Here is a 23,831-nt window from a genome sequence, read left to right as displayed (position 1 = left end):
TTTAGTATTTACTAATTCATTAAAATTTTACGAGGAATAATTTGGTTAAAATAACAATAGACTATAATCTTTGTAATGGCTTAGATTGTGCAGAATGTGTAAATACCTGCCCTATGGAAATATTTGATATTTCAAACGATAAAATAATAATTGTTAATCCTGAAACTTGCGTATGGTGTAAGGTTTGTACAGATGTTTGCCCAAATAACTGTATACTTTTGGATTTAGAATCTGAGTAAAAAAAATAATATTTATATTTTATTTATATTATATTATAATATATTATAATATATTATACTATATTATATTTCAATTACATTATTTTAAAATCTTGTAATGTTTGGATTTTTTAAAATTCTCTCAACATTCCAAAGTTCATTTAAAATTTTAGAAGTTAACGAAGTTTTTATAATTGGTACTTTAAATCCTATTGCTAAATGAGCAAAAGATGTATTTTCTGAATCTATCATTGGCGTTATACCTGCATTTGTCATATAACTTACCAAATACTTCATTTCAGTTAAAGAACCTGTTGTGTATGGATTTATTTTCGAAATATCGGCTTCTTCGTCCATATTCTCAGTACATAATAATCCATCAAAATCAACAATTTCATTTGTTTCCAAATAGTCCAAACTTTCTATCCGTTGGTCATAACTCGTTATTTTTGCACCCATTAAAATATCTAAGTCTTCATCTTCTGCAATATTTGATATAATTTCCGAAAAATCGTCTATATTGTCAAAAACAGACTTACAAAGGAATTCACCTTCCATATTTCTGGATTGATATTTTGGGTATATATTGTCAATGATAAACTCGTACGTATGTATCATTTCCCCGATTGATTCAGCCATTGGAAATACAATTAATTGATTACCTTTTTTATCCGCTAAAATAGGACAACTTACTACAGGTAAATCAGCCGATAAAATACCGCCTATATGTTTAAACATTGGTATATTGATACTATTTGATGCAGCCCTTGCGACACTAACTGATGCACTCATTGTAATCATAGGATTGTCAACGTTTGTGTCGCAGATTATTGCATCGATAAAATCTTGGTCGTATGCAGGATATCCTATTATTTCGGGAGCTATCACATTTTCGATATCTGAAATTACATATTCTGGATTATCCACATCTATAACATCGTATCCTATCCCCTTTTCAGTTATTGTGGATATTTTTACCTGAATTTTGGAATTTTTGAATACTTTCTTTGCAGTTATTCTTTTTATAGCTGTTTCATATTCCAAATAAATCCCCTACTTCGATTTTTAAATTATTGCAATTATTAGTATTGATTAAATAATAAATAATTAGATAGGTTGTTAAAATTAGGCGAATTATTAAATAAATAAAATATTAAATAACTATATTATTTGATAAATAATTAATAAAAATTGAGAAAATTAATAACATTGCAAATTTGCAAATATGACATTTTATGAAAATTTATATATAAATTCCCATATAAAAGTGAATAATCAAATAAAAGAAAAACACTTTTTATCAGACTATTATTCATCTAATTTAATAACTTTAGGTTTTTTGATTGTTAAAGGTACAGCACCTTTGCTTACCTCTTCAATTGCTAAATCTAAAGATGAACTACTGTCAGAATCTACAGTAGTTGGTGCTCCGCCTGAAATTTGCAAGGCTCTTGAACCTATTAATCTCGCTTTTTCAAATTTTGTATAGCTCAAAAAATCACCCGCACGAACTTTTAACATTTTTGATTATAGAATTATGGATTTTGATTAATGGATTATTAATATTTTATTTATATTCCATTACATCGTCAAATAAATCCTTGTCGTTATGTAATCTATGGGATGCAAACATCCTTCTGCAACAATATTTTGTAATATCTAAATCGTCTAAAATCTCGTCTGATTTTTCCCCATTTGTAAGTCTTTCATGGTATTCTCCATACACTTCTGAAACAACTGTCCCACAAGAAAAGCATCTAACCGGAAACATCATATGTTATCACCTTTTTACCGGTAAAAGTGTTTAAAATTATAATATTCGTAATTACAGTATTGAATTATTTGTATTTCATTTTTAGGATAAATATGTTTTATACCATCAAATATTTAAAATTATTTAAAACTTAAAATTAAATCTGATAAAAAACTTAAAAACTTAAAAACTATACGGTTAATACTCAATAAATTTGTAATAGTAATAATAAAATCTAAAACTTAAAAATCAATAATTATTTCAATTATTTAATTTAGTATATAATATTTACATATTAACATACTTAATATATACTCAATTTTAAAAGTAAAATCTAAAAGATAAATAGTAAATAATTTATCTGTATGATTTTTGTCTTTTAGCTCTTGGACCTTTTGAAGACTTACTTGGTTTGTGCGGTTCAGTTCTTCTTGCATCACTAACTAACATTGTTCTGTCGTAAGCTAAGTACTTATCTTTTAATTCGAGGTTTCCTACGAATTCTACGATTGCTTTACCTAAAGCAGTTCTTACTGCTTCTGCTTGACCAACAGCACCGCCACCTTTAACGTCGATGTCGATGTTAATGTTGTTTAATTCTTCACCAGCTAAAATTACAGGCTCCATTAACTTCATTTTTAAGTATTTTGAGTCTATTAATTCTATAGGCTTTTTGTTAATTCTAATTCTTCCGTTTCCTTCTTTAGCAGTAGCTCTTGCAACTGCAGTTCTTCTTTTTCCTACTGTATTGATAACTTTCACGCTAAATCACCTCTAAATTAAAATTTAGCACCTAAGAAGCTACTTAATTCTCCCAAAGTTACGTACTTGTTTGTTTTTGGTATTGAACCTAAAACAATGTCTGCTTCAACACCTGCAGGAGCTCCTACTTCAACTTTAATTTTTTTGAATGCTTCTACTCCTCTTGGCTTTTTGTAAGGGAGCATGCCTCTGATAATTCTTCTTAATATATCTTCTGGCCTTCTTGGGAATTTTGGACCCATCTTTTTAGGGTTGGAAATACTTTTTCTGTTTCTCAATTGCACGTATTTTTGGAAAATAAATTCTTTATTACCAGTCATAATTGCTTTTTCAGCGTTGATAATTACAACTTCTTCACCGCTTAATGCAACTTTAGCAACATATGAAGCTAATCTTCCAACTACAGCGTTTTCAGCATTAATAACAACCATGCTTATCCACCTTTCGTGTTTATCGTTCATAAATATGATTATGAGGGCATATAAATGTATACGCCATAATGATAATAATTATCTGATAATTAGATTAATTTTAGCATTTAAATAATTAATAATGAAATAACATAATGAATAATAATATAATAATATAATAATATAATACAATAATTACTATAATAAATTATTATAATATTATACTAATATAATTATCTCAATTATGCCATAATAACTACTTTTGAACCTTTTGGGTTTTGTTCTACGAGTTCTGGGATTGTAATACATTTACCACCAGCAGCTTCGATAGCTAACTTTGCAGAGTTTGAGAAAGTGAATGCAGCTACAGTAACGTTTTGTTTTAAGGAACCTGCACCTAAAACTTTTCCAGCTACTACAATTGTATCGTTTTCTGAAGCGTATCTGTTTATTTTACTGATGTTTACTTCTGCCCTTCTTCTTGAAGGTTTTGCCATTCTTTTAGCAACGTCTTTCCAAATTGGTGCTTCATTTTTAAAAGCTGCTTCTTTTAAGAACTGTACCAATCCGTGTACTTCAGGGTTTGTTGCAAGTAATTTTCTCATGATTTTCACCATGTCATGTTTGATTATCTTATCATATTTCTAATATTAAATATTTATGAATAATATACTAATATTATATCAATATTATTAAATATAGTAAATAATCTCAAAGATTATAAATATTATTGGTTCGTGAAATTTTTGGAGTTAATATATTTAATTAACGTTATTTCGAGTAATTAATAAATTAGTAATACAATATTCGATTAATAAATATACTAATAATCATATTAATAAACTATTAATCAAATACATGACTTTCTAATTCAATTAAACATGTTTCAGCTTTATTTTTAAGAATCTCTAATGCAGACCTTATTAAATCCTCAGCTTCCATGTTTTTATGAGATTCAATTTTAAACTCTACGAGATTATCTCCGAGTTCTTTGTAAACCACATTACATGGTTGCCATTTTGAGTGAATTTTACCGGTTCCTACCAATGCTTCACATTCAGCCTCTAATTTCTGACCTTCTGCTAATTTAACCAATGGTACATTATCAAAAGCAGATTCTCCCACTTCTGAGTTTAAATCGGATGAATAAACTGTACAAGGTCCTTCTTTAGATACTACAAATGTTATTAACTCATCAGAACTTACAGGTTTTCCTTTTATTGGTACCATACCTAACCTATGAGCTAAAACTTCATCGTACATTGAAGAAGTGTTTTCATAGAAAAAAACATTTTCTATGGCATAAGTTGGTAATTCTGATATCATTATTCTTCTTAATGCACTGGAAAAAGATAAAGGAGCTTCAACTTTCATAGTTATGATTTCTCCAGTTCTTTTTACCTCTTTTTGCATATCAGTTATCAAAAAAATCACCAAATCAATTTCATAAATATTTAATAATTATTTAACAGGTATTTACTAAATTAATAGATTACCGTAAATTATTATAAATTTTAATCCAAAATATAAGAGTATTAATAATAAATTTGAATAAATTTATAAATTAAATTAATTATCTGTTTTTCCTTTTAGGTGTTGTACCATCGTGCGGAATTGGCGTAGCATCTTCGATTCTACCGATTCTAATTCCTGCTCTTGATAAAGCTCTGATAGCTGCTTGAGCACCTGGTCCTGGATTTTTGGATTTTTGTCCACCAGCACCCCTTACTTTAACGTGAACATGGTCAATACCCTTATCTCTGATTAAATCAGCGATTTTGAATGCTGCCTGCATTGCTGCGTAAGGTGATGATTCATCTCTCTGGTTTCTTACAATCATACCACCAGATACCTTAGCAATTGTTTCTGAACCTGTTACATCTGTAACATGAAGTATTGTGTTGTTGTATGATGCGTATATATGCACTACTCCCCATTTTTGACTCATTTAATCACCTTATTGTTTTTCCTCTACGGCTTTTGCCCTTTCAGGATGATTTTCGGCAGCCAAAGGTGAAATACCAACGTATGAAATAGCATCTGATTCTTCAAGTTCTACTAAGTATGAAGGTGATGATACTTTTCTACCGTTAACTGCAATGTGGCCGTGTACGATGAATTGTCTTGCTTGTTTTGGTGTTCTTGCTAAACCTTTCTCGTAAACGATTGTTTGTAATCTTCTATCTAAGATGTTTTCGATGTTTAATGACAAGACGTGGTCTAATGTAGGCTCTTGTTCATTTAAGATACCATATCTTTTTAAAACAGCAAATAACTGAATAGCTTCCTTAACACCTTGCGCTGTTGTGTTGCTGATAAGTTTTCTTGCTTGTCTTCTATAGTTTCTTAATTGTGTTTCCATTTTCCACAATTCTTTCTTGTTTATTAAACCGTATTTTTGGCTTAAATCTCTTTCCTTGTTTATTCTTTCGCCAATCCAAGGATGATTAGGTGTGTCGTATTTTTTACTTAACCTTCTTGGGTCTCCCATGTTTTCACCTTTTTGCATTTTGCATGTGCATTTGCTTTATTTGCATTTGTGCATTTGCTTCCTGCTATGCTTAGGTCATTGTATAATAGGTCTTATCGACATAATTCATATGATTCTAAGTACATTACGCTTTTAAGCATTCGTTTTTAATAATTAAGTTAATATTGACTATTTGGCTTATTTAATACTTATTTAATATTTATTTAAACCATTTAATTAATATTACTTAATTATTTTCTTCTTTTAACGCCCATTGAGCTACCTTTTCTGAATGAACCTCTTGTTCTTTGGCCCCTACATGGTAATCTCAATTCGTGTCTGATACCCCTATAACATCTGAGTTTCTTCATTGTTGTGATATCTTCTTGAACGGTCATTGTTAAATCTGTTTCGATAAGGTGTTTGTCTAACCCTGAGTATACATCTTTCTTTCTGTTAAACATCCATGATGGTATACCGTGTTTTGCTGGGTCTTCCAATACTGACTCGATTTTAGCTACTTCTTCATCACCGATATAACCAGCTTGAACTTTAGGGTCTAATTCGGTTAATCTGATGATAGCTCTTGCCATTGCTCTACCAATACCTTTTATTTCTTGAAGAGCGTATTCTAAAGGACTTTCCCCTTTTAAATCTGTTTTAGATATTCTAATTCTGTGTCTAAATTCTGTTTGAGTCACTCTTGCACCTCCAGAGATCTTCGTGTTTGATGACTGTAAAAAAAATAAAAAAGTGACGCAGAGAGGGGGATTTGAACCCCCGAGAGGCAAAGCCTCATACGGGTTCCAGCCGTACGCCTTTCCGGGCTAGACTATCTCTGCACATCAACGTTTTTAAGTTTTCATTCGCTGTGCTATATAAAAGTATTTCAATTGTTAAGCGATAATTAATAAACTTATTAAACGAAATATTAAATAACTATTATATTTATATGCTCAATTTACCAACCATACGACATTAAGGTTTCTGACTTCAACCATTTAATTAGTATGACCAATATGATTCTTGTTTAATCACGTATATTGGGTACCTAAAAGGCAAATACCCGTATATTCACTTTATTATTAGATTTACAGACGTAGGAACCTATCCAATCAGTCAAAATATAAATCATACAACCATAATCATAATTACACTGAAAACTAATATATAAATCCGAAGGTAATACTAATATAATACCATTTAGCCTATAAATCAGCATTTTTGAGTAATTAATTGTTAATTGTAATCATATAACATATATAATTGTCTGTGTTTCAGTCCCTTAATACTTCATCAAATACTATGTTAACTTTATTTATATAGATTTCGATTTAAATCTATCTCTAACCTTAGTTATTGTATAGATTAACGTGTTTCTCAATTTCTTTAGTATAATATATATTATAGGAATATAAGTTATGATATATAAATCTTTTTAAAAAGCGTATATTGGAATATATAAATTTATAAGTTATTTGTTAAATTATATGGAAAAGAATAGAAAGAATAGAAAGAATAGACATTATAGAATGTATAAAACATTTTAAATCAAAAATAGTATTGTTATAAAAAATAGGTAATTAAATAATCAAAATAAATAATCAAAAAACTTATATAGTATAATAGTATTTCTAATAATATAACTACATAATAGAAAAATTAATGTATGTTATAGATATTAATAATTTTATTAACCCTAAAATAAAAAATAATGAAATAAATGATGAATTAAATAATGAAATAAATAATGAAATAAATAATGCGAAAATCGTCAAGGTAGTCTAGTCCGGCCAGGCAACGGACATCAGATTCGTGCAACAGGGGTTCAAATCCCTTCCTTGGCTTTTTTTCGAGGAATAACTTACTAAAATTGTACCAATAAAATTATATATGTAGATATATGACAAATTATAGAAAACTTTATATAGTAGAATAGCCCTCCTATACTTGTAAATAAAAGAAATAGATTAAACACGCAAGTGCCAAGGTAGTCTAGTCCGGCGAGGCAGCGGACTGCAGATCCGCTTCAGAGGGGTTCAAATCCCTTCCTTGGCTTTTTTATTTTAGGCATATATATTTATTAATTTAAATTAACTAATGTTTTTTAGTATTTATATTATTATTAGTATTATTATTTAGTATATTTTTATTGTTATTTTTATTGTTATTTTTTAAATATCAAAATTTATAGTTAATCTTTTTATAAAATTAATACATAAGTAATTAAAATCACTTATTTTAAGATTTTTTATAACGTCTAAATTTAATATTTTATGGAGGAAAAACATGTACTGGGCAGATGCTACAGCTGAAAAAATAATTAAAAAAAGAGATAGGGATGGAATCGAAGAATATGTTGTATCAAGCGGTATAACCCCATCGGGTCATATTCACGTTGGAAATGCAAGAGAAACACTTACTGCAGACGGTATTCACCAAGGACTCAAAAAAGCAGGTAAAAAATCAAAATTAATTTTTGTTGCTGACGATTACGACCCACTTAGGAAATTATACCCTTTCTTAACCGAAGAATACACAAAATACATTGGTATGCCATTGAGTGAAATACCTTGTCCTGAAGGATGTTGTAATAGCTACGCAGAACACTTTTTAAACCCTTATTTAAACAGTTTAAAAGATTTAGGTATTGAAATTACTACATATAGGGCAAGTGAATGCTATAAAGCGGGTATGTACAACGATGCAATTATTAAAGCTCTCGATAACAGATTAAAAATTAAAGAAATCCTTGATGGATTCAGAAAAGAGCCTCTTGCTGATGACTGGTATCCTTTAAACGTTGTTTGTGAAAAATGCGGTAAAATGATAAATACCAAAATATTGGGGTACAATAGCGAAGATAAAACAATTACATATGTTTGTTCTGATTGTGGATTTGAAAACAACGTCCAACCATTTAATGGAATCGGTAAATTACCGTGGAGAGTTGACTGGCCTGCGAGATGGCAAATATTCGGCGTAACTGCTGAGCCTATGGGTAAAGACCACGGTGCTTCCGGTGGTTCATACGATACAGGCGTTAAAATTTCAAGAATGGTTTATGGATACGTCCCACCTGAAAAAATGATTTACGAATGGATTCAGTTAAAAGTAGGCGACAAAGCTGTTCCTATGTCCTCGTCTGCCGGTGTTGTATTTGCAGTTAAGGATTGGAATGAAATTTGCCATCCAGAAATCTTAAGATTTTTATTGGTAAGAAGTAAACCTTCAAAACACATTGACTTTGATTTAAAAGGAATTCCGAATATTGTAGATGACTACGACGAATTAGAAAGAAAATACTTCGAATTAATTGAAAAACAAAAGAGCAGTTCAGAAGAATTGAATACAAATGACCTCGATAAAATTAGATTATATGAGGTTATTACAACAAATATCTCCGAAAAATTGCCTGTTCAAGTTGCATACAAATTCTGTTCAATTATCGCACAAATTGCAATCGCTGATAATGAAGAAATCGATATGGAAAGAGTATACGACATTTTAGGAAGAAATGGCTACAATGTAGAAGAATTTACCGAATTTGACAAAAACAGACTTATTGCAAGACTTGAAATGAGCAAAAACTGGGCTAAAAACTACGGTGAAAAATTAAACATCAATACAAAAGAACAAGCAAAAATGGAGTATGAAAAACTTTCAGATGCTCAAAAAGAATGGGTTAATACATTTATTGAAAGATTTGAATCTCTTGAATCCAATGAAATCACTGCAATGAACTTGCACGAATTGATATATGAAATAGCTAATTCATTGGAATTGAGCCCTAAAGAAGCATTTGGTGCTTCATATGCCATATTATTAAGTAAAAAATACGGCCCTAAATTAGGTAGCTTCTTAGCTTCGTTGAGTAGCGAAAAAGTAATCGAATTGTACAAATTAAATTAAAAATAGATAAAAATAGATAAAAATAGATAAAATTTTATTTTTTATCATTATTCGTTTTTTATTATTATTATTATTATTATTATTGGTATTGATTTTTGTTTTATTATTTTACTATTTTGGTTTATTCAACAACTTCTTTAAGAATTTTTAAAAATCTTTCATTTTCTTCAAAGGTTCCGATAGATACCCTTACATAATACGGCTCTAAACCAGTGAATGAATAACAATCCCTAACGATTACGCCTTTTTTAAGCAATTCCTCTGCGAATTGTGATGAATTCATACCATTTTTAACCTTTATAAGCATATAATTTGCTTCAGTAGGGTAAACTTCTAACTCTTTGAATTGCTTTATTCCTTCGTATATCATTTCTCTGCTTCTTATTCCATCGTCAAGACTTTTATAAATGAATTCCTTGTCTTGGAGTGTTGCAATTGCTGAAATTTGTGTGGCTCTTGTTAAACTGAATGCGGGTCTTATTCGCATCATATAATCGATTATTTTAGTACTTGAAACTCCATATCCTATTCTTTGACCCGCAAGTCCTAAAACTTTTGAGAATGTCCTTAATACAAGCACATTATCGTATTTTAAAGCCCAATCTGTTAAATCGTATTCCTTTCTTGAGTATTCTATGTATGCGTGGTCAATCATTACCAAAGCGTCAGTAGATTCAATTATTTTCTTAATATCTTCGTTTGGAATTATATTTCCTGTTGGATTGTTTGGAGTGCATAAAAAGATTACTTTTGTTTTATCAGTTATTTGACTTAAAACACTGTTAACATCTAACTTAAACTCGTTTTTCTCGTCATACTTAGCCCATTTTATATTTGCACCGTGTATTTTTGCAGAAATTGCATATTGGGTAAATGTAGGTATAGGGATTATTACTTCGTCACCTTCGTCGATTAAAATTCGCATTATGAGGTCTATTACTTCATCAGCACCATCTCCACCCACGATTAAGTTTTCTTTTGGCACTTTTGCAAAATCAGCGATTTCCTGCAATAAAATTGGGTTTATTGATTCAGGGTACTGGCTAAATTTTGGCAATTCCTCAAGCAATCTATCTTTAATCATAGGTGAACATCCCCAAGGATTTTCATTTGAACCCAATTTTATAATTGTTTCAGGATTTAAATTGTACTTTCTTGCGATTTCTTCCTTTGATTTTCCTGGAACGTATGCTTTAAATTCCTTTACTACATTTCTTATTTTATCGTCAATCATAAAGTATCATCTCATATAATAAATTAAATACCAAATAATAATTAAAATAATAATTAATAAAATTAAAATTATTATAAAAATTAATTTTATATTAAGTATATGGCGTTATAAAACTTGTAATTCTTCTAAAGGCAATTTTTTAGCACCATATAATGCTTCTGCTCTTTTTAATATTAATTCATCAGCTTTATCGCCTTCTTTTACAACTACATACACTTTTGAAGGTTTTTTATTAGCGATTATTTTTTGTATGTTTTCCTTTGTGATAGCACATTTCTTTTCAATACCTTTTAAAGCTTTTTCAGGCATTTTTGGATTTATAATAAGCATATCTTCGGGTTTTAAAACTCCATCTGTTGAAATAATATTCAAATTGGTTTTTAAAGTAATACCCATTGCTTTATTTGCTTCTTCGTTTATTTCATTTAATATTTTTATTAATTTCTTATTACTAACCAAATATAAAGCATCAGAGTCCAAATTTATAATATTTTTCTCTTGTTCAAATCCAAAAGCTTCTAAAACGGTGCTTAAACTCTTTTGAGCGCCCAATATTATTTTTGTAAATTCTTCAGCTTCTTCTTTTGTCAATTCGTGATTAGGAGCCTTTTTATATACATACTCGTCAGCATCTATTAAATCATAAGCAGCTTTTTTAAGCTCTGCTATATCTATAATACCCGCTTCTGCATCTTTATACGTTTTTTCATTCTTTTTAGCAGTTTCCTGAGTATTTTCCGACATATTGCCCATATCTTGCTTTTTAATTTCTATCAATTTCTCTTGTTCCAATTTTGAAATTGATTCTATTGATTTTTTGAGCAATTCCTGCGAATTTTTAAGTTGTTTAACCATATTATCATCCAAATTATTATTATTATTATTATTATTATTATTATTATTATTACTCTTTATTTTACAGTATATTATTTTATATTATTTTATATTATTATTTATTTTCATTTTCCAATTTTTCCAATTCTTTTGCAAGTAATACTAAAAATACGCCTATATCGGTCACTACACCAATTGCTTGAGACGTCCCCCTATCCATTAATTTTGTAACGGTTGCAGGTAAAATATCCACACATACGGTTTTTACAGAAGAAGGCATTAAATTACCCGTTGCTATTGAATGCAAGAGCGTTGCCATCATAATAACCATTTTTTTGTCCATTACCATATTTCTCATTATATCTTGAGCTTCTACGGAGTCAGTAACTACATCAGGGAGTGGTCCATCGTCTCTTATACTTCCAGCCAATATATATGGCACATTATTATGTATACACTCGTACATAATACCCTTAGTAAGTATGCCTTTTTCTACAGCGTCTTTTATACTACCTGCTTTGTTAATCTCGTTTATGGCATAAATGTGGTGCTTATGACCTCCTAAAACGGGATTTGCAGATTCTATATCAATGCCCAATGACGTACCATATAATACGCTCTCTACATCGTGTGTTGCGAGGGCATTTCCTGCCAAAAGACCTTGAACATAACCCATTTCCACAAGTTTAGCTAAAGCTTCGCCTCCGCCTGTGTGAATAATAGCAGGACCCCCCACTATTGCGATACCACCTTCGTTTTTCCCTTCTTTTAAGTTTTTCTGGTATTCTTGTTTTATTTCGAACATTTCTTTTGCAATTTTTCTGATTATGGCCTCTTTTGGCTTTTCAGAGGAAACTTCGGAGTTCATAAACTCAAATAATTGACCAGCTTCTCGTGGTTTTTCAGGAGGTACGATTCTAATACCACTATGACCAACTACAACGTAATCGTCCGCCTTAATTTTCCGTATTACCTTTGTTTCAGCGGTTTTTGTAGTTGGGTCTACAGTAATTACCGCATCCATTTTTGGGTGTCCTACTTTAATCCATTCTCCATTTAATTTAACAAAGGTCTGGTGATTAGTTGTAGAATAAAATCCTTTAGGCAAACATTGGTCTTTTTCAGCTTGTTTTAAGTTAACATCTTCAACTTCCGGAATATCTGCACCGATGTTTTGCAATTCCTCTAAAATACTCTCGAGATGTTGCTGACTCTTAGAAGAGATTATTAATAGCTTTGCGTAAGAAGGGTCGGTTTTTTCTTTACCCACTTGAAATTCTAAAACTTTGTAATCCCCGCCTAAGTCTAAAGTCTTGTCAAATGCTTTAGTCATTATCATACTGTCTATAATATGCCCTTTTAGTTCAATTTCTTGCATAAACATTATTTCACCAAATTTATTATTTTATTATTGTTATTAGTATTACTATTGTTATTAGTATTATTACCCTATTTGAATATTAATTGATTGTACCTTAATCATAAGAATTTAAAAATATCTATTGAATTCCTGTGTATTCTTGTTATGTGCTAAATTATATAAAGATTTTTGGAAATAATATTTACGAAAAAAAGAAATTATTTTAAAAATAATAAAATAAGAAATAAAAAGAAGAAATAAAAATATAATTTAAGATATAACCTTAATTTATAAGTTTTTAACAATTGTTTCAGCTACGCTTTTCCCATCTAATTTATAATATTCCAATAATTCACCGGCAGGACCTGATTTACCAAATGTGTCGTTAATACCTATTCTTAAAACCTTTTTATTAAGACCTTTTGATGAAACTACTTCGGAAACAGCCCCACCTAAACCACCGATTACGTTGTGGTCTTCTAAAGTAATAATAATATCTTTTGCAAATGATATTGCAACTTCATCGATAGGTTTTATCGAAGTCATAGATACCACTTCAGCACTTATTCCTTCATTACTTAAGTATTCTGACGCTTTTAAAGCTTCTGGGACTACTTCACCAGTTGCGATAATTGTAATATCGGTCCCTTCTTTTAATTTTCTTGCTTTTCCTAACTCGAATTTTGCATCTTCTTCGTTATCGAAAATAACTTCCGTATTTCCCCTTGGCATTCTTACGTAAACGGGTCCTTCGTAATTTGCACACCATTTTATAACACTTTTAGCTTCATAGTAGTCTGCTGGAGCTAAAACAACCATATTTGGTATAACTCGCATAATTGCTAAATCTTCAGTCATTTGGTGGGAAGCTCCGTCTTCACCCACTGTAATACCACTGTGAGTTGCACATACTTTTACATTTAATTTAGGGTATGCAATCGAGTTCCTTATTTGTTCCCAAGCCCTACCAGTTGCAAACATTGCAAAAGTAGATGCAAAAACAGTCTTTCCAGTTCTTGCGAGCCCTGCAGACATTCCTATCATATTTTGCTCTGCAATACCTGCGTTAAAGAATCTTTCAGGGTACTTTTTTGAGAAAAGAGCTGTTTTTGTAGAACCTGATAAATCAGCATCTAATACCACTATATTCTCATTTTTTTCGCCTAATTCCACTAATGTTTCACCGTAGGCTTCTCTCATTGCCTTTTTAACTCCATTCATAATTTCACCGTTATTCTTGGTTTAACTGGATAAATGATTATAATTGATTAAAATTTTAATGTATTATTTAAAAAATTATTATTAAAATATGTTAAATTTGTAATATTTTAAAGTATATTAAATTTTGAAATTTGCAGAAGCCCTTAAATCTTGAACAGCTTTTACAACGTCGTCTTTTCCATAAATTGCAGATGCCGCTATTAATGCGTCAGCTCCAGCTTCAACAACTTTAGGAGCCGTTGTCGTGTTTATACCGCCATCTACGAATATCTTTGTATCGTATCCTTCTGTAAGTATTAAATTTTTTAATTTATCAATCTTTTTTAACATTGGATTAATAAATGATTGACCGGAAAATCCTGGCTCAACAGTCATTATTAATACACCATATAAGTTTTCGAGAACGTACTCGATGTTTGAGATACTTGTAGACGGGTTTAAAGCTACTATTGGCTTTGCACCATTATCTGCAATTAAATCAACTGTTCTAAACAAAAACTTTGTAGCTTCTGCGTGAAATGAAACCATATCGGAAGCTTCAGCTATTTTGGGGATAAATATGTCGGGGTTTTCAACCATCAAGTGCACATCTATTTTAGTTCCGTGTGTAATATCTTGTAAATATTCGGGTACTTTAAGACCCATACTTAAATTAGGTACAAAATGACCATCCATAATATCAACGTGGAAAAAGTCAACTTTTGCCTCTTCTGCTCTCCTTACTTCCTCTGCCATATGTCCATAATTAGCAGAAAGTATTGAAGCTCCAATCATAACCATTTAATCACCAATTCTTATAAAATTAATTTTCCAATTTTATATTATTGTTCTATTGTTATATTATTCTTATTTTTATTTTATCTTATTATTTTATCTTATTATTTTATCTTATTATTTTATCTTATTATTTTATCTTATTATTTTATATTTATTTGAGTAATTAATTACTTAATTCGTTTAAAGCTTGCTCTAATTGTTCTGCATTTGGTGCTTTCCCGTGGAATCCTACGTTATTTTCCATAAATGAAACACCTTTTCCTTTAATAGTGTTTGCAACTATTGCAGTAGGTTTTCCGTTTTTAAGTGCTTTTGCAGTTTCTATGGTTTCAATTATTGCTTTATAGTCGTGTCCATCAATTTCAAAAGTATTCCAACCGAAAGCATCAAATTTAGCTTTAACGTCGCCTAAACACATTACATCTTCAGTACATCCATCAATCTGTAATTTGTTTCTGTCAACAATTGCGATTAAATTATCTAATTTGTAGTGATGTGCAGCCATTGCAGCTTCCCATACTTGACCTTCTTGGCATTCTCCGTCGCCTAAGAGTGTAAAAACGTTATTTTCATATTTATCTAATCTACAACCGAGTGCAACACCTACTGATGCAGAAAATCCTTGACCTAATGAACCAGTGTTCGCTTCGATTCCAGGTATTTCAATTGTAGGGTGTCCTTGTAAAAGAGCTCCAACTTGTCTAAGATTCCATAATTCATTTTCTGAAAAATAGTTCAAACTTGCCAATGTGGCATAAACTGCTGGACAAGCGTGTCCTTTACTTAATATAAATCTGTCTCTATTTGGCATATTTGGATTTGAAGCATCTTGATTCATAACTTCATAATAAAGTGTAGCTACTACATCAATAGCAGATAATGAGCCTCCAGGGTGTCCTGAATTAGCTTTCGCTATCATTTTAACAATGTTGTATCTCAACTTTTTTGTTATTTGTGTTAAATCTTGGACTTTTTGTTCCATAGTTTTTGTATTTTTATTTGTATTTTTATTTTCACTCATAATTACACCGCATTATGTATTTTTTGCCTTTAAATTATACTATTTTAGTTATCATTTATCTTAATATTTGCAATAAGGATAATATTAAAAATAATAAATTATAATTCAGTAATTCATTTAATCATTACTTATTTATATACTTAATATATGTTCAAATTATTTAATATTATATTTTGATATTCAGATTAATTTATATTTCCTATTTTAATTTATATTTCCTATTTTAATTTATATTTCCTATTTTATATTATTTTAATTCTATAATTTATAAGTACAATAGTACTGCAATAATAACAATATTTTAATCAAGGATTATATTTAAATACTTAATTAGAATATTTGATGTTAACGAATACATAAATAATACATAATACTACAACGTACTAAAAATTACTATAAATATTATATTATTATATTATTATATTATTTACATACACATCTGCTCCTATGTAATTATAAATACAATTGAAGCAATAAATAAATATGTAAATATTAATACAAATTTATATATTGAATATTATAAATCATTAAATTAATAAAATAAATTAAAAATTAAAAAGACCGAATACCATAAAAATGAATATCAAAAAATTATCATATATTTATACTACGGTGAAAGAATGAAATTAATAGCTTGGTTAGATGAACTAACAAATGAAGATGTAGATATAGCAGGCGGAAAGGGTGCTTCATTAGGTGAAATGTGGAACGCAAAATTACCCGTACCTCCTGCATTTGTTACTACGGCAGTCGCATACAGATATTTCATTGAAGAAACTAACTTAAAAAATACTATTAAACACATTCTCGAAGGTTTAGATGTAAACGATTCAAAAAAATTAATAAAAGCTTCCGAAGATGTTAGAAAAGCTATCGAAACGGTGGAAATGCCGGAAGATTTAAAATTAAGCATTGTCGAATCATACAACAAATTAGGCGATGGCGAAGATATTTTTGTAGCAGTTAGGAGTTCAGCCACAGCTGAAGATTTACCTGATGCAAGTTTCGCGGGACAGCAAGAAACATTTTTAAATATGAAAGGTAATGACGAAGTTCTTGACGCAGTTAGGAAGTGCTATTCATCATTATTTACCCCGAGAGCTATTTTTTACAGAGAACAGAAAGGATTTGACCACTTTGAAGTAGCTTTATGTGCAGTAGTTCAAAAAATGGCTGATGCAGATGAAGCAGGTGTAATGTTCACAGTTAACCCAATTAATCAAAATCACGACCAGATGGTTGTTGAAGCTGCTTGGGGATACGGTGAAGGTGTTGTAAGTGGTACAGTTAGTCCAGACACTTATTTAATAGCGAAAGGTGCTGAAAAAATTACCGATATAAATGTTGCAAGCAAAGACACAATGTTTATTAAAAATGAAGAAGGAAAAACCGAAGAAATAAAAACACCAGCTGAAAAAGTAGATTTACAAGTATTAAATGAGACTAAAATTTTAAAACTTGCGCAAGTTGGTAAATTAATTGAAAAACACTATGCTCAACCTATGGACATTGAATGGGTTTACGAAGGCGATGAATTATACATGGTTCAAGCAAGACCTATTACCACATTGGACAAAGAAGGAGCTAAAAAAACGACAGCAGAAGAACAATACGATGCTGAGATATTATTAAAAGGTATTGGTGCTTCACCAGGTACTATGTCAGGAGAAGTTAAATTAATATTGGACCTTGACCAAATCGGGGACGTTGTGGACGGGGATATATTAGTAACAAAAATGACCACTCCAGATATGGTTCCAGGAATGAAAAAAGCTGCTGCAATTATCACCGATGACGGTGGTTTAACTTGCCACGCTGCAATCATATCAAGAGAATTAGGTACTCCTTGTGTAGTAGGTACTAAAAAAGCAACCCAAATTTTGAAAAATGGCGAAACTGTAACCGTAGATGGTGAAAAAGGTATTATTTACTCAGGTGCAGTTGCTAAAAAACAGAATAATATGGAACAAGGACAACAGCAAGTCATATATGAAAGCAACCCAATAATCACAGCTACAGATATTAAAGTTAATGTTAGTATGCCTGAAGTAGCTGAAAGAGCTGCAGCGACTGGTGCTGACGGTGTAGGATTATTAAGAGCTGAACACATGATTTTAGGAACTGGTGTTCACCCAAGTAAAATATTAAACGAACAAGGTTCTGAAGCACTTGTTGAAGTATTTATCGAAGGAATTAAAAAAGTAGCAGATGCATTTTACCCAAGACCGGTCACATATAGAACTTTAGACGCTCCAACAGATGAATTTATGGGTTTAGAAGGTGGGCAAGATGAACCACACGAACAAAACCCAATGATGGGATGGAGAGGTATCAGAAGAGGTTTAGACCAGCCAGAAATCTTAAGTTGCGAATTAAAAGCAATTAAAAGACTTAGAGAAGATGGATACAGAAATTTAAACATAATGATACCACTTGTCACAAATGTGGATGAAATTAGAAAAGTTAAAGCAATAGGTAAAGAAGTAGGTTTAAACATGAGAACCGATATTGAATTTGGTATTATGGTTGAAACCCCGGCTGCTGCTTTAATTATTGACGATATTGTAAAAGAAGGTGTTGACTTCGTTAGTTTTGGAACTAATGACTTGACACAGTATGTAATTGCAATTGATAGAAACAATGAGTTTGTAGCTAAATACTATATGGAAAACCACCCTGCAGTTTTAAAATTAATTGAACACGTTATAAAAATTTGTAGAGAAAACGATGTTAAAACATCAGTTTGTGGACAAGCTGGAAGTAGACCTGCAATTGTTGAGAAATTGGTTGAATGGGGTATTACAAGTATTTCCTCAAACATTGATGCTGTAAAAACCATTAGAAGCGTAGTTGCAAGAACAGAACAAAAAATAATTTTAGATTCAATAAGAAATGCTAAAAAATAACTAAAATAACTAAAATAATTAAAATAATTAAAATAACTAAACTAACTAATAATTAAATAAATAAAACATAATTTCTTTTTTTATAATTTTCTTTTTTAGAGTACTCTCAATTTATTATATTATTTTAATGTAGATGTATCAAAAATTAAATAAAGAATAAAAATAATAAGAATAATAATATGAATTTAAAAAATTAAAAGAATAAGGATAATTAAAAACTACACATTAAGGTACAAAAATGAAAATATCCAAAATAATGAATATAAAAAATACCACAAATAAATTGGAAAAAAATGAATCAAAATCAGATTTATACCCTAAAAAAGTTGTAATAGGCGGTACTTTTGATATAATACATAAGGGACATGAAAAATTGCTAAAATATGGTTCAAAATTTGGTAAACTTTATATTGGAATTACGAGTGATGAGTACCTTAAAAAATACGGCAAATATGAAAAACACGATATAAATCCGTTGATAATTAGAATTAAAAAGTTAGAAACATTTCTTTCAGAAAACGATATGGATTTTGATATACAAATCATAAATGACCCTTATGGCGATACTTTAGAAACTGACTACGATTATATTATAGTTAGTCCGGAAACACTTTCTAATGCCGAAAAAATAAATGAAATACGTGTTGAAAAAGGAAAAAAACCCCTAAAAATAGAATTATGTGAATTCGAACTGGCGGAAGATAATAAACCGATATCAACAACTCGAATAAGAAATAACGAATTGGATAAAAATGGACATACGATAACATACAATGAAGAGTAAAAAAAGGATAAAAAATAAATGAAATAATAAAACCATTAAAATAATTAAAATAATTAAAATAATTAAATAAGGCGAAATTATGGATATAATGATAATAATTGTAGCTTTAATTTTGGTTGGATATATTGCAAAAGTAAGCAAGATATTAAGCGAAGACCATATTTTAGCACTTAATAACATAGTTATTTACATGGGCATACCTTCCACAATATTTTTAAATGTACTTGAAAATGTAAGAGTTGACCAACTTTCAGAATTTTTAAAATTACCGATTTTGGTATTTTTAATGTCTGCATTTTGTATAATAACCTCGTATTATGTAGGAAAAGCTTTAAAAATGAGTGATAAATCACTTGGTGCATTTATACTATTGTGTACACTTGGAAATACAAGCTTTATGGGTTATCCTGTGATAAATGGATTTTACGGGGCAGAAGGACTTACAAGAGCAATATTTTGGGATATGGGTAGCGTAATTGTCATTATGGGACTTGGTACGTATATCGGTCTTAAGATGTCTGGAGCTAAAAAAAATGTTGCTTTGGAAATTATGAAATTCCCGCCGATTGTAGCGGGGGTTTTTAGTACTTTACTTGTTGTACTTGGATTTAATTTATCATATATGCCCTCAATTATTGTTGAAACGCTTACGTACTTTTCACAAGCCACCATCGCTTTGATTATGATATCCTTGGGTTTGTCGTTATCCCCTTCAGCCCTTAAATTTGGGATGTTCTATGGATTAGTAGCTTCTGTTATTCGTTTATTACTTGCCCCTGCATTCACTTTTGGGGCTTCAGAGTTCGTATTAGATAATACGTTGGACAGAAACGTTGCAGTATTACAATCTGGGACTTCTTCAGCTATGATGAGCTTAGTATTTGCAATACAGTATGATTTAGATATTAAAATGATAGCTTCAGGTTGCTTTATTACCACCGTCGTGTCTATTGGTACTCTTACGGCGTTATATCACATTTTGAATTTTATATAATTCATTTACTTTTTTAATTTATTTTTAATTCTTTTTTAATTTATATAGTATTATTACATATTTTTATAGTATAAAATCGATAGATAATTTAGTTAATATCAATTTAAATTTATAAAAAATTAATTTACAATTGTGATATCATGAAATTAAAAATCGGTATTTTAGAGATACTCGTTATCCTCTCGATAGTTATTACGGCAGGAGTTTTGGGATATAACTTTTTAGGCTCAAATACGACTAAATACGACTATAGTGGAGAGGAAATGTATAAATGTGCGTGGGTATCTGAAAATATCTTAAAAAAAGGATTTATTTTAAATGCGGAAGTAGATGGAGAATGGACTGCGGATAAAAGTCCATTCAAGGATACGGTGCGAATAATTGGTGCAAGCGGGGGAACCCTTACTGTAATCTATGGCGATAAGGAATACGAAATGGGCGGTAGATTAGCATCTAAAGAAGACGTTGCAATAAAATACATAAAATTAGTACCTGCGGGTAATTCAATGATTACTTATAGGTTAAATAGCGTACAAGCAAGCTCTTATGCTGATTTAAAATCCAAAATTGAGCAAGAAACTGCAATAACTGGATTAACTCCTGAATATATTATTATTGAAGGTTCAATCGCTTCAGATGGAAATACATTGTTACCTACAACACAGCAAGAGATTAGAAATGTTTTCAAATATGAAAAATTAATGCCTACATTCAGTATATTAATTAACGGTACTACAATGATGGGAGAATTCGAAATTACTCATTTTGAGTCTTTTGATGAAATTTTACACCCGAATAATGTATTAACATCAGATTTAAAAGTTTCAGTAGTATATTCAGAAACTGAAGCTGAAATAACTGAAAAAATTGGCGAAGATGTTAAATTAAAAATTAGTTCTTGGAAATAATCAAATAAATAATAATAATAATAATAAAATTTAATAAAATATAAATAATATCTATTTATTAATTTTTAATTCTTAATTCTTAATTCTTAATTTTTTTAAATAATGATTATTAAAATTTACAAAAATACAAATATACGCATATATACATTTAAAGATTAGTGATAAGATGAATTTAAACTTAAATTTAAAAGAAAAAGTTAATCCACATGATATTTTTGTTCTTATAAGTTGTATGTTCGTAATACTTGCATCAAATATTTCAATAACCACTGGGGCTATTGTATTATTTTGCGCAACTTTCCTCTACATTTCGTTTATTGTTGGAAAAAGATTAATTAAATTATATATGACCTCAGATGATAATGAAAATGATGATAATGAAAATTTTCTTACAAAGCTAAAACAAAACATTAACTATGAAAAGCAAACTAAAATAGGCTTGTTATTAATTACAATCGGTGCTTTGTTCACCGTTGCAGATTTAATCTGGGTGAGTGGCGTTCCATTATTTGACCCTGCTTCAAGGAAATTTTTGAATGTTGGATTTACTGCATTTGCACATCTTTTACCATTAGGTTGGGCGATTGTAGTTTCTTGTGTGGAAATGAGTAAAAAAAAGGTATTTACCTATTCATTAGTATTTGCAACGTTAATTGCGTTATTAGGGTATAGGACACAGGTTATTATATTGCTATTATCTACAATATTTGTAATGTACTATAACAATAAACTATCAAACAAACAGGTTGTTTATCCGGTAGTTGGGCTTGCCTTGATTGTATTAGTTATGTCAGTATTGCGATTTTACGCATTAAATATCGGTGGAAATCCTATTGTATCACGTATACAACTCACTATGAACATACTGGATATGGTAATTCAAAATTTTGAGGGTAGTCTTCAGGGAATTTTGCATACTGCAATATTCTCATCTTACGGGCTTATTCCCGGTGTTAGCTCTGGTCCTCGTACCATAGTAGCAAATAATCTTGGAATAGAGGGTGTCACAATTACACCCACAATATTTGGGGCAGTTTTCGCAGACTTTGGATACTTAGGTTTAGTTTCATACTTTGGACTGTTAGGTATGTTCATAGGAGCACTACATTACATTAGCAGTAAACTTAACGGTATATTTATGGGTATTTATGCCATATTAATAGCTTATCTACTTGCAGGAATTGAAACAGGTCTATTGGACCTTGATGTGGTATGTTTCTTTGGATTAGGTGCTTTTTCATTGCTTTATGTAGTATATGAAGTTCATAAATTAAAAAATAAAGCTAAAAATAAAAAATAACTAAACTAATACTAAAATAATAAAATAATTAATGTGTGATTCTATGAATTCAAATTCTCATAAAAATTCTAAAAAATTAGGTCAATGCTTTTTAAAGGATAAAAATTTCGTAAAAAAAGCAATAAATCGTGCAAATTTAAACAATGATGATATTGTACTTGAAATAGGTCTCGGGGAAGGCGTACTCACAAAAGAACTTGCAAAAGTTGCTAAAAAAGTTTATGTAATCGAACTTGATAAAAGACTCGAAATATTTGCCAATGAAGTAATTAAAGAGTACCCTAATGTAAGTATAATCTGGGAAGATGCTTTAAAAGTAGATTTGGATTCATTAGACTTTAACAAGATAGTTGCAAATTTACCATATCAAATTTCATCACCGATTACATTTAAATTTTTAGAACGTAAAAAAGGTTTTGATTTAGCCATACTTATGTATCAGTATGAATTTGCCAAAAGAATGGCGGGAAAAGAAGATACAAAGGAATATGGTAGACTTAGCGTAGCAGTTCAGTATTCTGCAGATGTAAAAATGATATGCAAAGTTCCACCGACTGCATTTTCACCTAAACCAAAAGTAGACTCAGCAATTGTTAGTTTGGTTAAGAAAAATCCAGAATATGACGTTTTAGACGAAAAAATGTTTAAAAACTTGCTTAAAGCACTATTTCAGCATAGGAATAAAACTGTCGGTAAAGCACTTGTTAATTCAGCACACGAAATTAAACTTAGTCGTGAATCGGTGAAACAATTTGTAGAAGAGTATTCTGAAGCATTTGACTTTAAAGAACGAGTTTTTAAATTGCCAGGTTTTAAAATAGGAGAATTAGCTAATTTATTAACCAAATTCAATTCTTAATTAATCTTTTAACTTTTATTTTTAGTTTTATTTTTAGTTTTATTTTTAGTTTTATTTTTAGTTTTATTTTTAGTTTTATTTTTAGTTTTATTTTTAGTTTTATTTTTA

At 30.0% G+C, this 23,831-nt stretch carries 24 protein-coding genes and 2 tRNA genes; 9 read left to right on the top strand and 17 right to left on the bottom strand.

Annotation, left to right across the window (positions count from 1 at the left end; all coding sequences use genetic code 11):
- The first annotated feature begins 41 nt into the window (after positions 1–41).
- A complete protein-coding gene (locus tag J3E06_RS05460; RefSeq protein WP_013179612.1) occupies positions 42–239 on the top strand; it encodes a 4Fe-4S dicluster domain-containing protein in 198 nt (65 codons plus the stop codon).
- An 84-nt stretch (positions 240–323) separates the two neighbouring features.
- Here J3E06_RS05460 and J3E06_RS05455 read toward each other — a convergent pair whose 3' ends face one another.
- From J3E06_RS05455 to J3E06_RS05405, 11 genes are all read right to left on the bottom strand, one after another.
- A complete protein-coding gene (locus J3E06_RS05455) occupies positions 324–1,262 on the bottom strand; it encodes a hypothetical protein (RefSeq protein ID WP_013179611.1) in 939 nt (312 codons plus the stop codon).
- Positions 1,263–1,526: 264 nt separating this feature from the next.
- Complete coding sequence (locus J3E06_RS05450) at positions 1,527–1,712, bottom strand: DNA-directed RNA polymerase subunit K (RefSeq protein WP_157209392.1); 186 nt, start codon at positions 1,710–1,712, stop codon at positions 1,527–1,529.
- A gap of 73 nt (positions 1,713–1,785) precedes the next feature.
- Positions 1,786–1,992, bottom strand: coding sequence for a DNA-directed RNA polymerase subunit N (locus J3E06_RS05445; RefSeq protein WP_013179609.1), 207 nt, complete (start codon positions 1,990–1,992; stop codon positions 1,786–1,788).
- A 336-nt stretch (positions 1,993–2,328) separates the two neighbouring features.
- Positions 2,329–2,733 (bottom strand): 30S ribosomal protein S9, encoded by a 405-nt coding sequence (locus J3E06_RS05440; RefSeq protein ID WP_013179608.1) that lies wholly within the window; start codon positions 2,731–2,733, stop codon positions 2,329–2,331.
- A 17-nt stretch (positions 2,734–2,750) separates the two neighbouring features.
- Positions 2,751–3,164 carry a 50S ribosomal protein L13 gene (locus J3E06_RS05435; RefSeq protein ID WP_013179607.1) on the bottom strand — a complete coding sequence of 138 codons (414 nt, stop codon included), beginning with the start codon at positions 3,162–3,164 and terminating at the stop codon, positions 2,751–2,753.
- 221 nt (positions 3,165–3,385) lie between these two features.
- On the bottom strand, positions 3,386–3,748 hold the full coding sequence (locus J3E06_RS05430; protein ID WP_048187036.1) for a 50S ribosomal protein L18e: 363 nt from the start codon (positions 3,746–3,748) through the stop codon (positions 3,386–3,388).
- 241 nt (positions 3,749–3,989) lie between these two features.
- Positions 3,990–4,556, bottom strand: coding sequence for a DNA-directed RNA polymerase subunit D (locus J3E06_RS05425; RefSeq protein ID WP_013179605.1), 567 nt, complete (start codon positions 4,554–4,556; stop codon positions 3,990–3,992).
- Positions 4,557–4,716: 160 nt separating this feature from the next.
- Complete coding sequence (locus J3E06_RS05420) at positions 4,717–5,091, bottom strand: 30S ribosomal protein S11 (RefSeq protein ID WP_013179604.1); 375 nt, start codon at positions 5,089–5,091, stop codon at positions 4,717–4,719.
- A 9-nt stretch (positions 5,092–5,100) separates the two neighbouring features.
- On the bottom strand, positions 5,101–5,634 hold the full coding sequence (locus J3E06_RS05415; RefSeq protein WP_013179603.1) for a 30S ribosomal protein S4: 534 nt from the start codon (positions 5,632–5,634) through the stop codon (positions 5,101–5,103).
- A gap of 230 nt (positions 5,635–5,864) precedes the next feature.
- Positions 5,865–6,314, bottom strand: coding sequence for a 30S ribosomal protein S13 (locus J3E06_RS05410; protein WP_013179602.1), 450 nt, complete (start codon positions 6,312–6,314; stop codon positions 5,865–5,867).
- Between the two features lie 56 nt (positions 6,315–6,370).
- A tRNA-Ser gene (locus J3E06_RS05405) sits at positions 6,371–6,455 on the bottom strand.
- A 1,142-nt stretch (positions 6,456–7,597) separates the two neighbouring features.
- On the opposite strand from J3E06_RS05405, the gene J3E06_RS05400 reads away from it, so the two are divergent.
- Both J3E06_RS05400 and lysS read left to right on the top strand, forming a co-directional pair.
- Positions 7,598–7,671 (top strand) — tRNA-Cys (locus tag J3E06_RS05400).
- Between the two features lie 231 nt (positions 7,672–7,902).
- Positions 7,903–9,525: a lysine--tRNA ligase gene (gene lysS, locus J3E06_RS05395; protein WP_013179601.1), complete on the top strand. Its 1,623-nt coding sequence runs from the start codon at positions 7,903–7,905 to the stop codon at positions 9,523–9,525.
- 121 nt (positions 9,526–9,646) lie between these two features.
- Here lysS and hisC read toward each other — a convergent pair whose 3' ends face one another.
- From hisC to J3E06_RS05365, 6 genes are all read right to left on the bottom strand, one after another.
- Positions 9,647–10,759, bottom strand: a complete 1,113-nt coding sequence (gene hisC / locus J3E06_RS05390) for a histidinol-phosphate transaminase (protein ID WP_013179600.1) — start codon at positions 10,757–10,759, stop codon at positions 9,647–9,649.
- 105 nt (positions 10,760–10,864) lie between these two features.
- The gene (locus tag J3E06_RS05385) at positions 10,865–11,614 is read right to left on the bottom strand and encodes a DUF2100 domain-containing protein (RefSeq protein WP_013179599.1); all 750 of its coding nucleotides are present in this window, start codon (positions 11,612–11,614) and stop codon (positions 10,865–10,867) included.
- Between the two features lie 94 nt (positions 11,615–11,708).
- Positions 11,709–12,977 (bottom strand): TIGR00300 family protein, encoded by a 1,269-nt coding sequence (locus J3E06_RS05380; protein ID WP_013179598.1) that lies wholly within the window; start codon positions 12,975–12,977, stop codon positions 11,709–11,711.
- Positions 12,978–13,241: 264 nt separating this feature from the next.
- The gene (locus J3E06_RS05375; protein WP_013179597.1) at positions 13,242–14,174 is read right to left on the bottom strand and encodes a transketolase family protein; all 933 of its coding nucleotides are present in this window, start codon (positions 14,172–14,174) and stop codon (positions 13,242–13,244) included.
- A 117-nt stretch (positions 14,175–14,291) separates the two neighbouring features.
- Positions 14,292–14,954: a ribulose-phosphate 3-epimerase gene (gene rpe, locus J3E06_RS05370; protein ID WP_013179596.1), complete on the bottom strand. Its 663-nt coding sequence runs from the start codon at positions 14,952–14,954 to the stop codon at positions 14,292–14,294.
- 160 nt (positions 14,955–15,114) lie between these two features.
- Complete coding sequence (locus J3E06_RS05365; protein ID WP_013179595.1) at positions 15,115–15,972, bottom strand: transketolase; 858 nt, start codon at positions 15,970–15,972, stop codon at positions 15,115–15,117.
- A 620-nt stretch (positions 15,973–16,592) separates the two neighbouring features.
- On the opposite strand from J3E06_RS05365, the gene ppsA reads away from it, so the two are divergent.
- From ppsA to rsmA, 6 genes are all read left to right on the top strand, one after another.
- Positions 16,593–18,878, top strand: a complete 2,286-nt coding sequence (gene ppsA / locus J3E06_RS05360; protein WP_013179594.1) for a phosphoenolpyruvate synthase — start codon at positions 16,593–16,595, stop codon at positions 18,876–18,878.
- Between the two features lie 238 nt (positions 18,879–19,116).
- Positions 19,117–19,662 (top strand): phosphopantetheine adenylyltransferase, encoded by a 546-nt coding sequence (locus tag J3E06_RS05355; RefSeq protein ID WP_013179593.1) that lies wholly within the window; start codon positions 19,117–19,119, stop codon positions 19,660–19,662.
- A 79-nt stretch (positions 19,663–19,741) separates the two neighbouring features.
- Positions 19,742–20,656, top strand: coding sequence for an AEC family transporter (locus J3E06_RS05350; protein ID WP_013179592.1), 915 nt, complete (start codon positions 19,742–19,744; stop codon positions 20,654–20,656).
- Between the two features lie 140 nt (positions 20,657–20,796).
- On the top strand, positions 20,797–21,564 hold the full coding sequence (locus tag J3E06_RS05345; RefSeq protein ID WP_013179591.1) for a TrmB family transcriptional regulator sugar-binding domain-containing protein: 768 nt from the start codon (positions 20,797–20,799) through the stop codon (positions 21,562–21,564).
- A 166-nt stretch (positions 21,565–21,730) separates the two neighbouring features.
- Entirely contained in the window at positions 21,731–22,864 is a 1,134-nt protein-coding gene (locus tag J3E06_RS05340) for an oligosaccharide repeat unit polymerase family protein (RefSeq protein ID WP_013179590.1), read from the top strand.
- A gap of 43 nt (positions 22,865–22,907) precedes the next feature.
- Positions 22,908–23,723 carry a 16S rRNA (adenine(1518)-N(6)/adenine(1519)-N(6))-dimethyltransferase RsmA gene (gene rsmA, locus J3E06_RS05335; RefSeq protein WP_048187034.1) on the top strand — a complete coding sequence of 272 codons (816 nt, stop codon included), beginning with the start codon at positions 22,908–22,910 and terminating at the stop codon, positions 23,721–23,723.
- The last annotated feature ends 108 nt before the right edge of the window (positions 23,724–23,831 follow it).

This window comes from Methanococcus voltae, from assembly GCF_024807655.1.
GTDB lineage: Archaea > AGJL01 > Methanococci > Methanococcales > Methanococcaceae > Methanococcus > Methanococcus voltae_D.
This window is presented reverse-complemented; position numbering and strand designations above follow the sequence as displayed.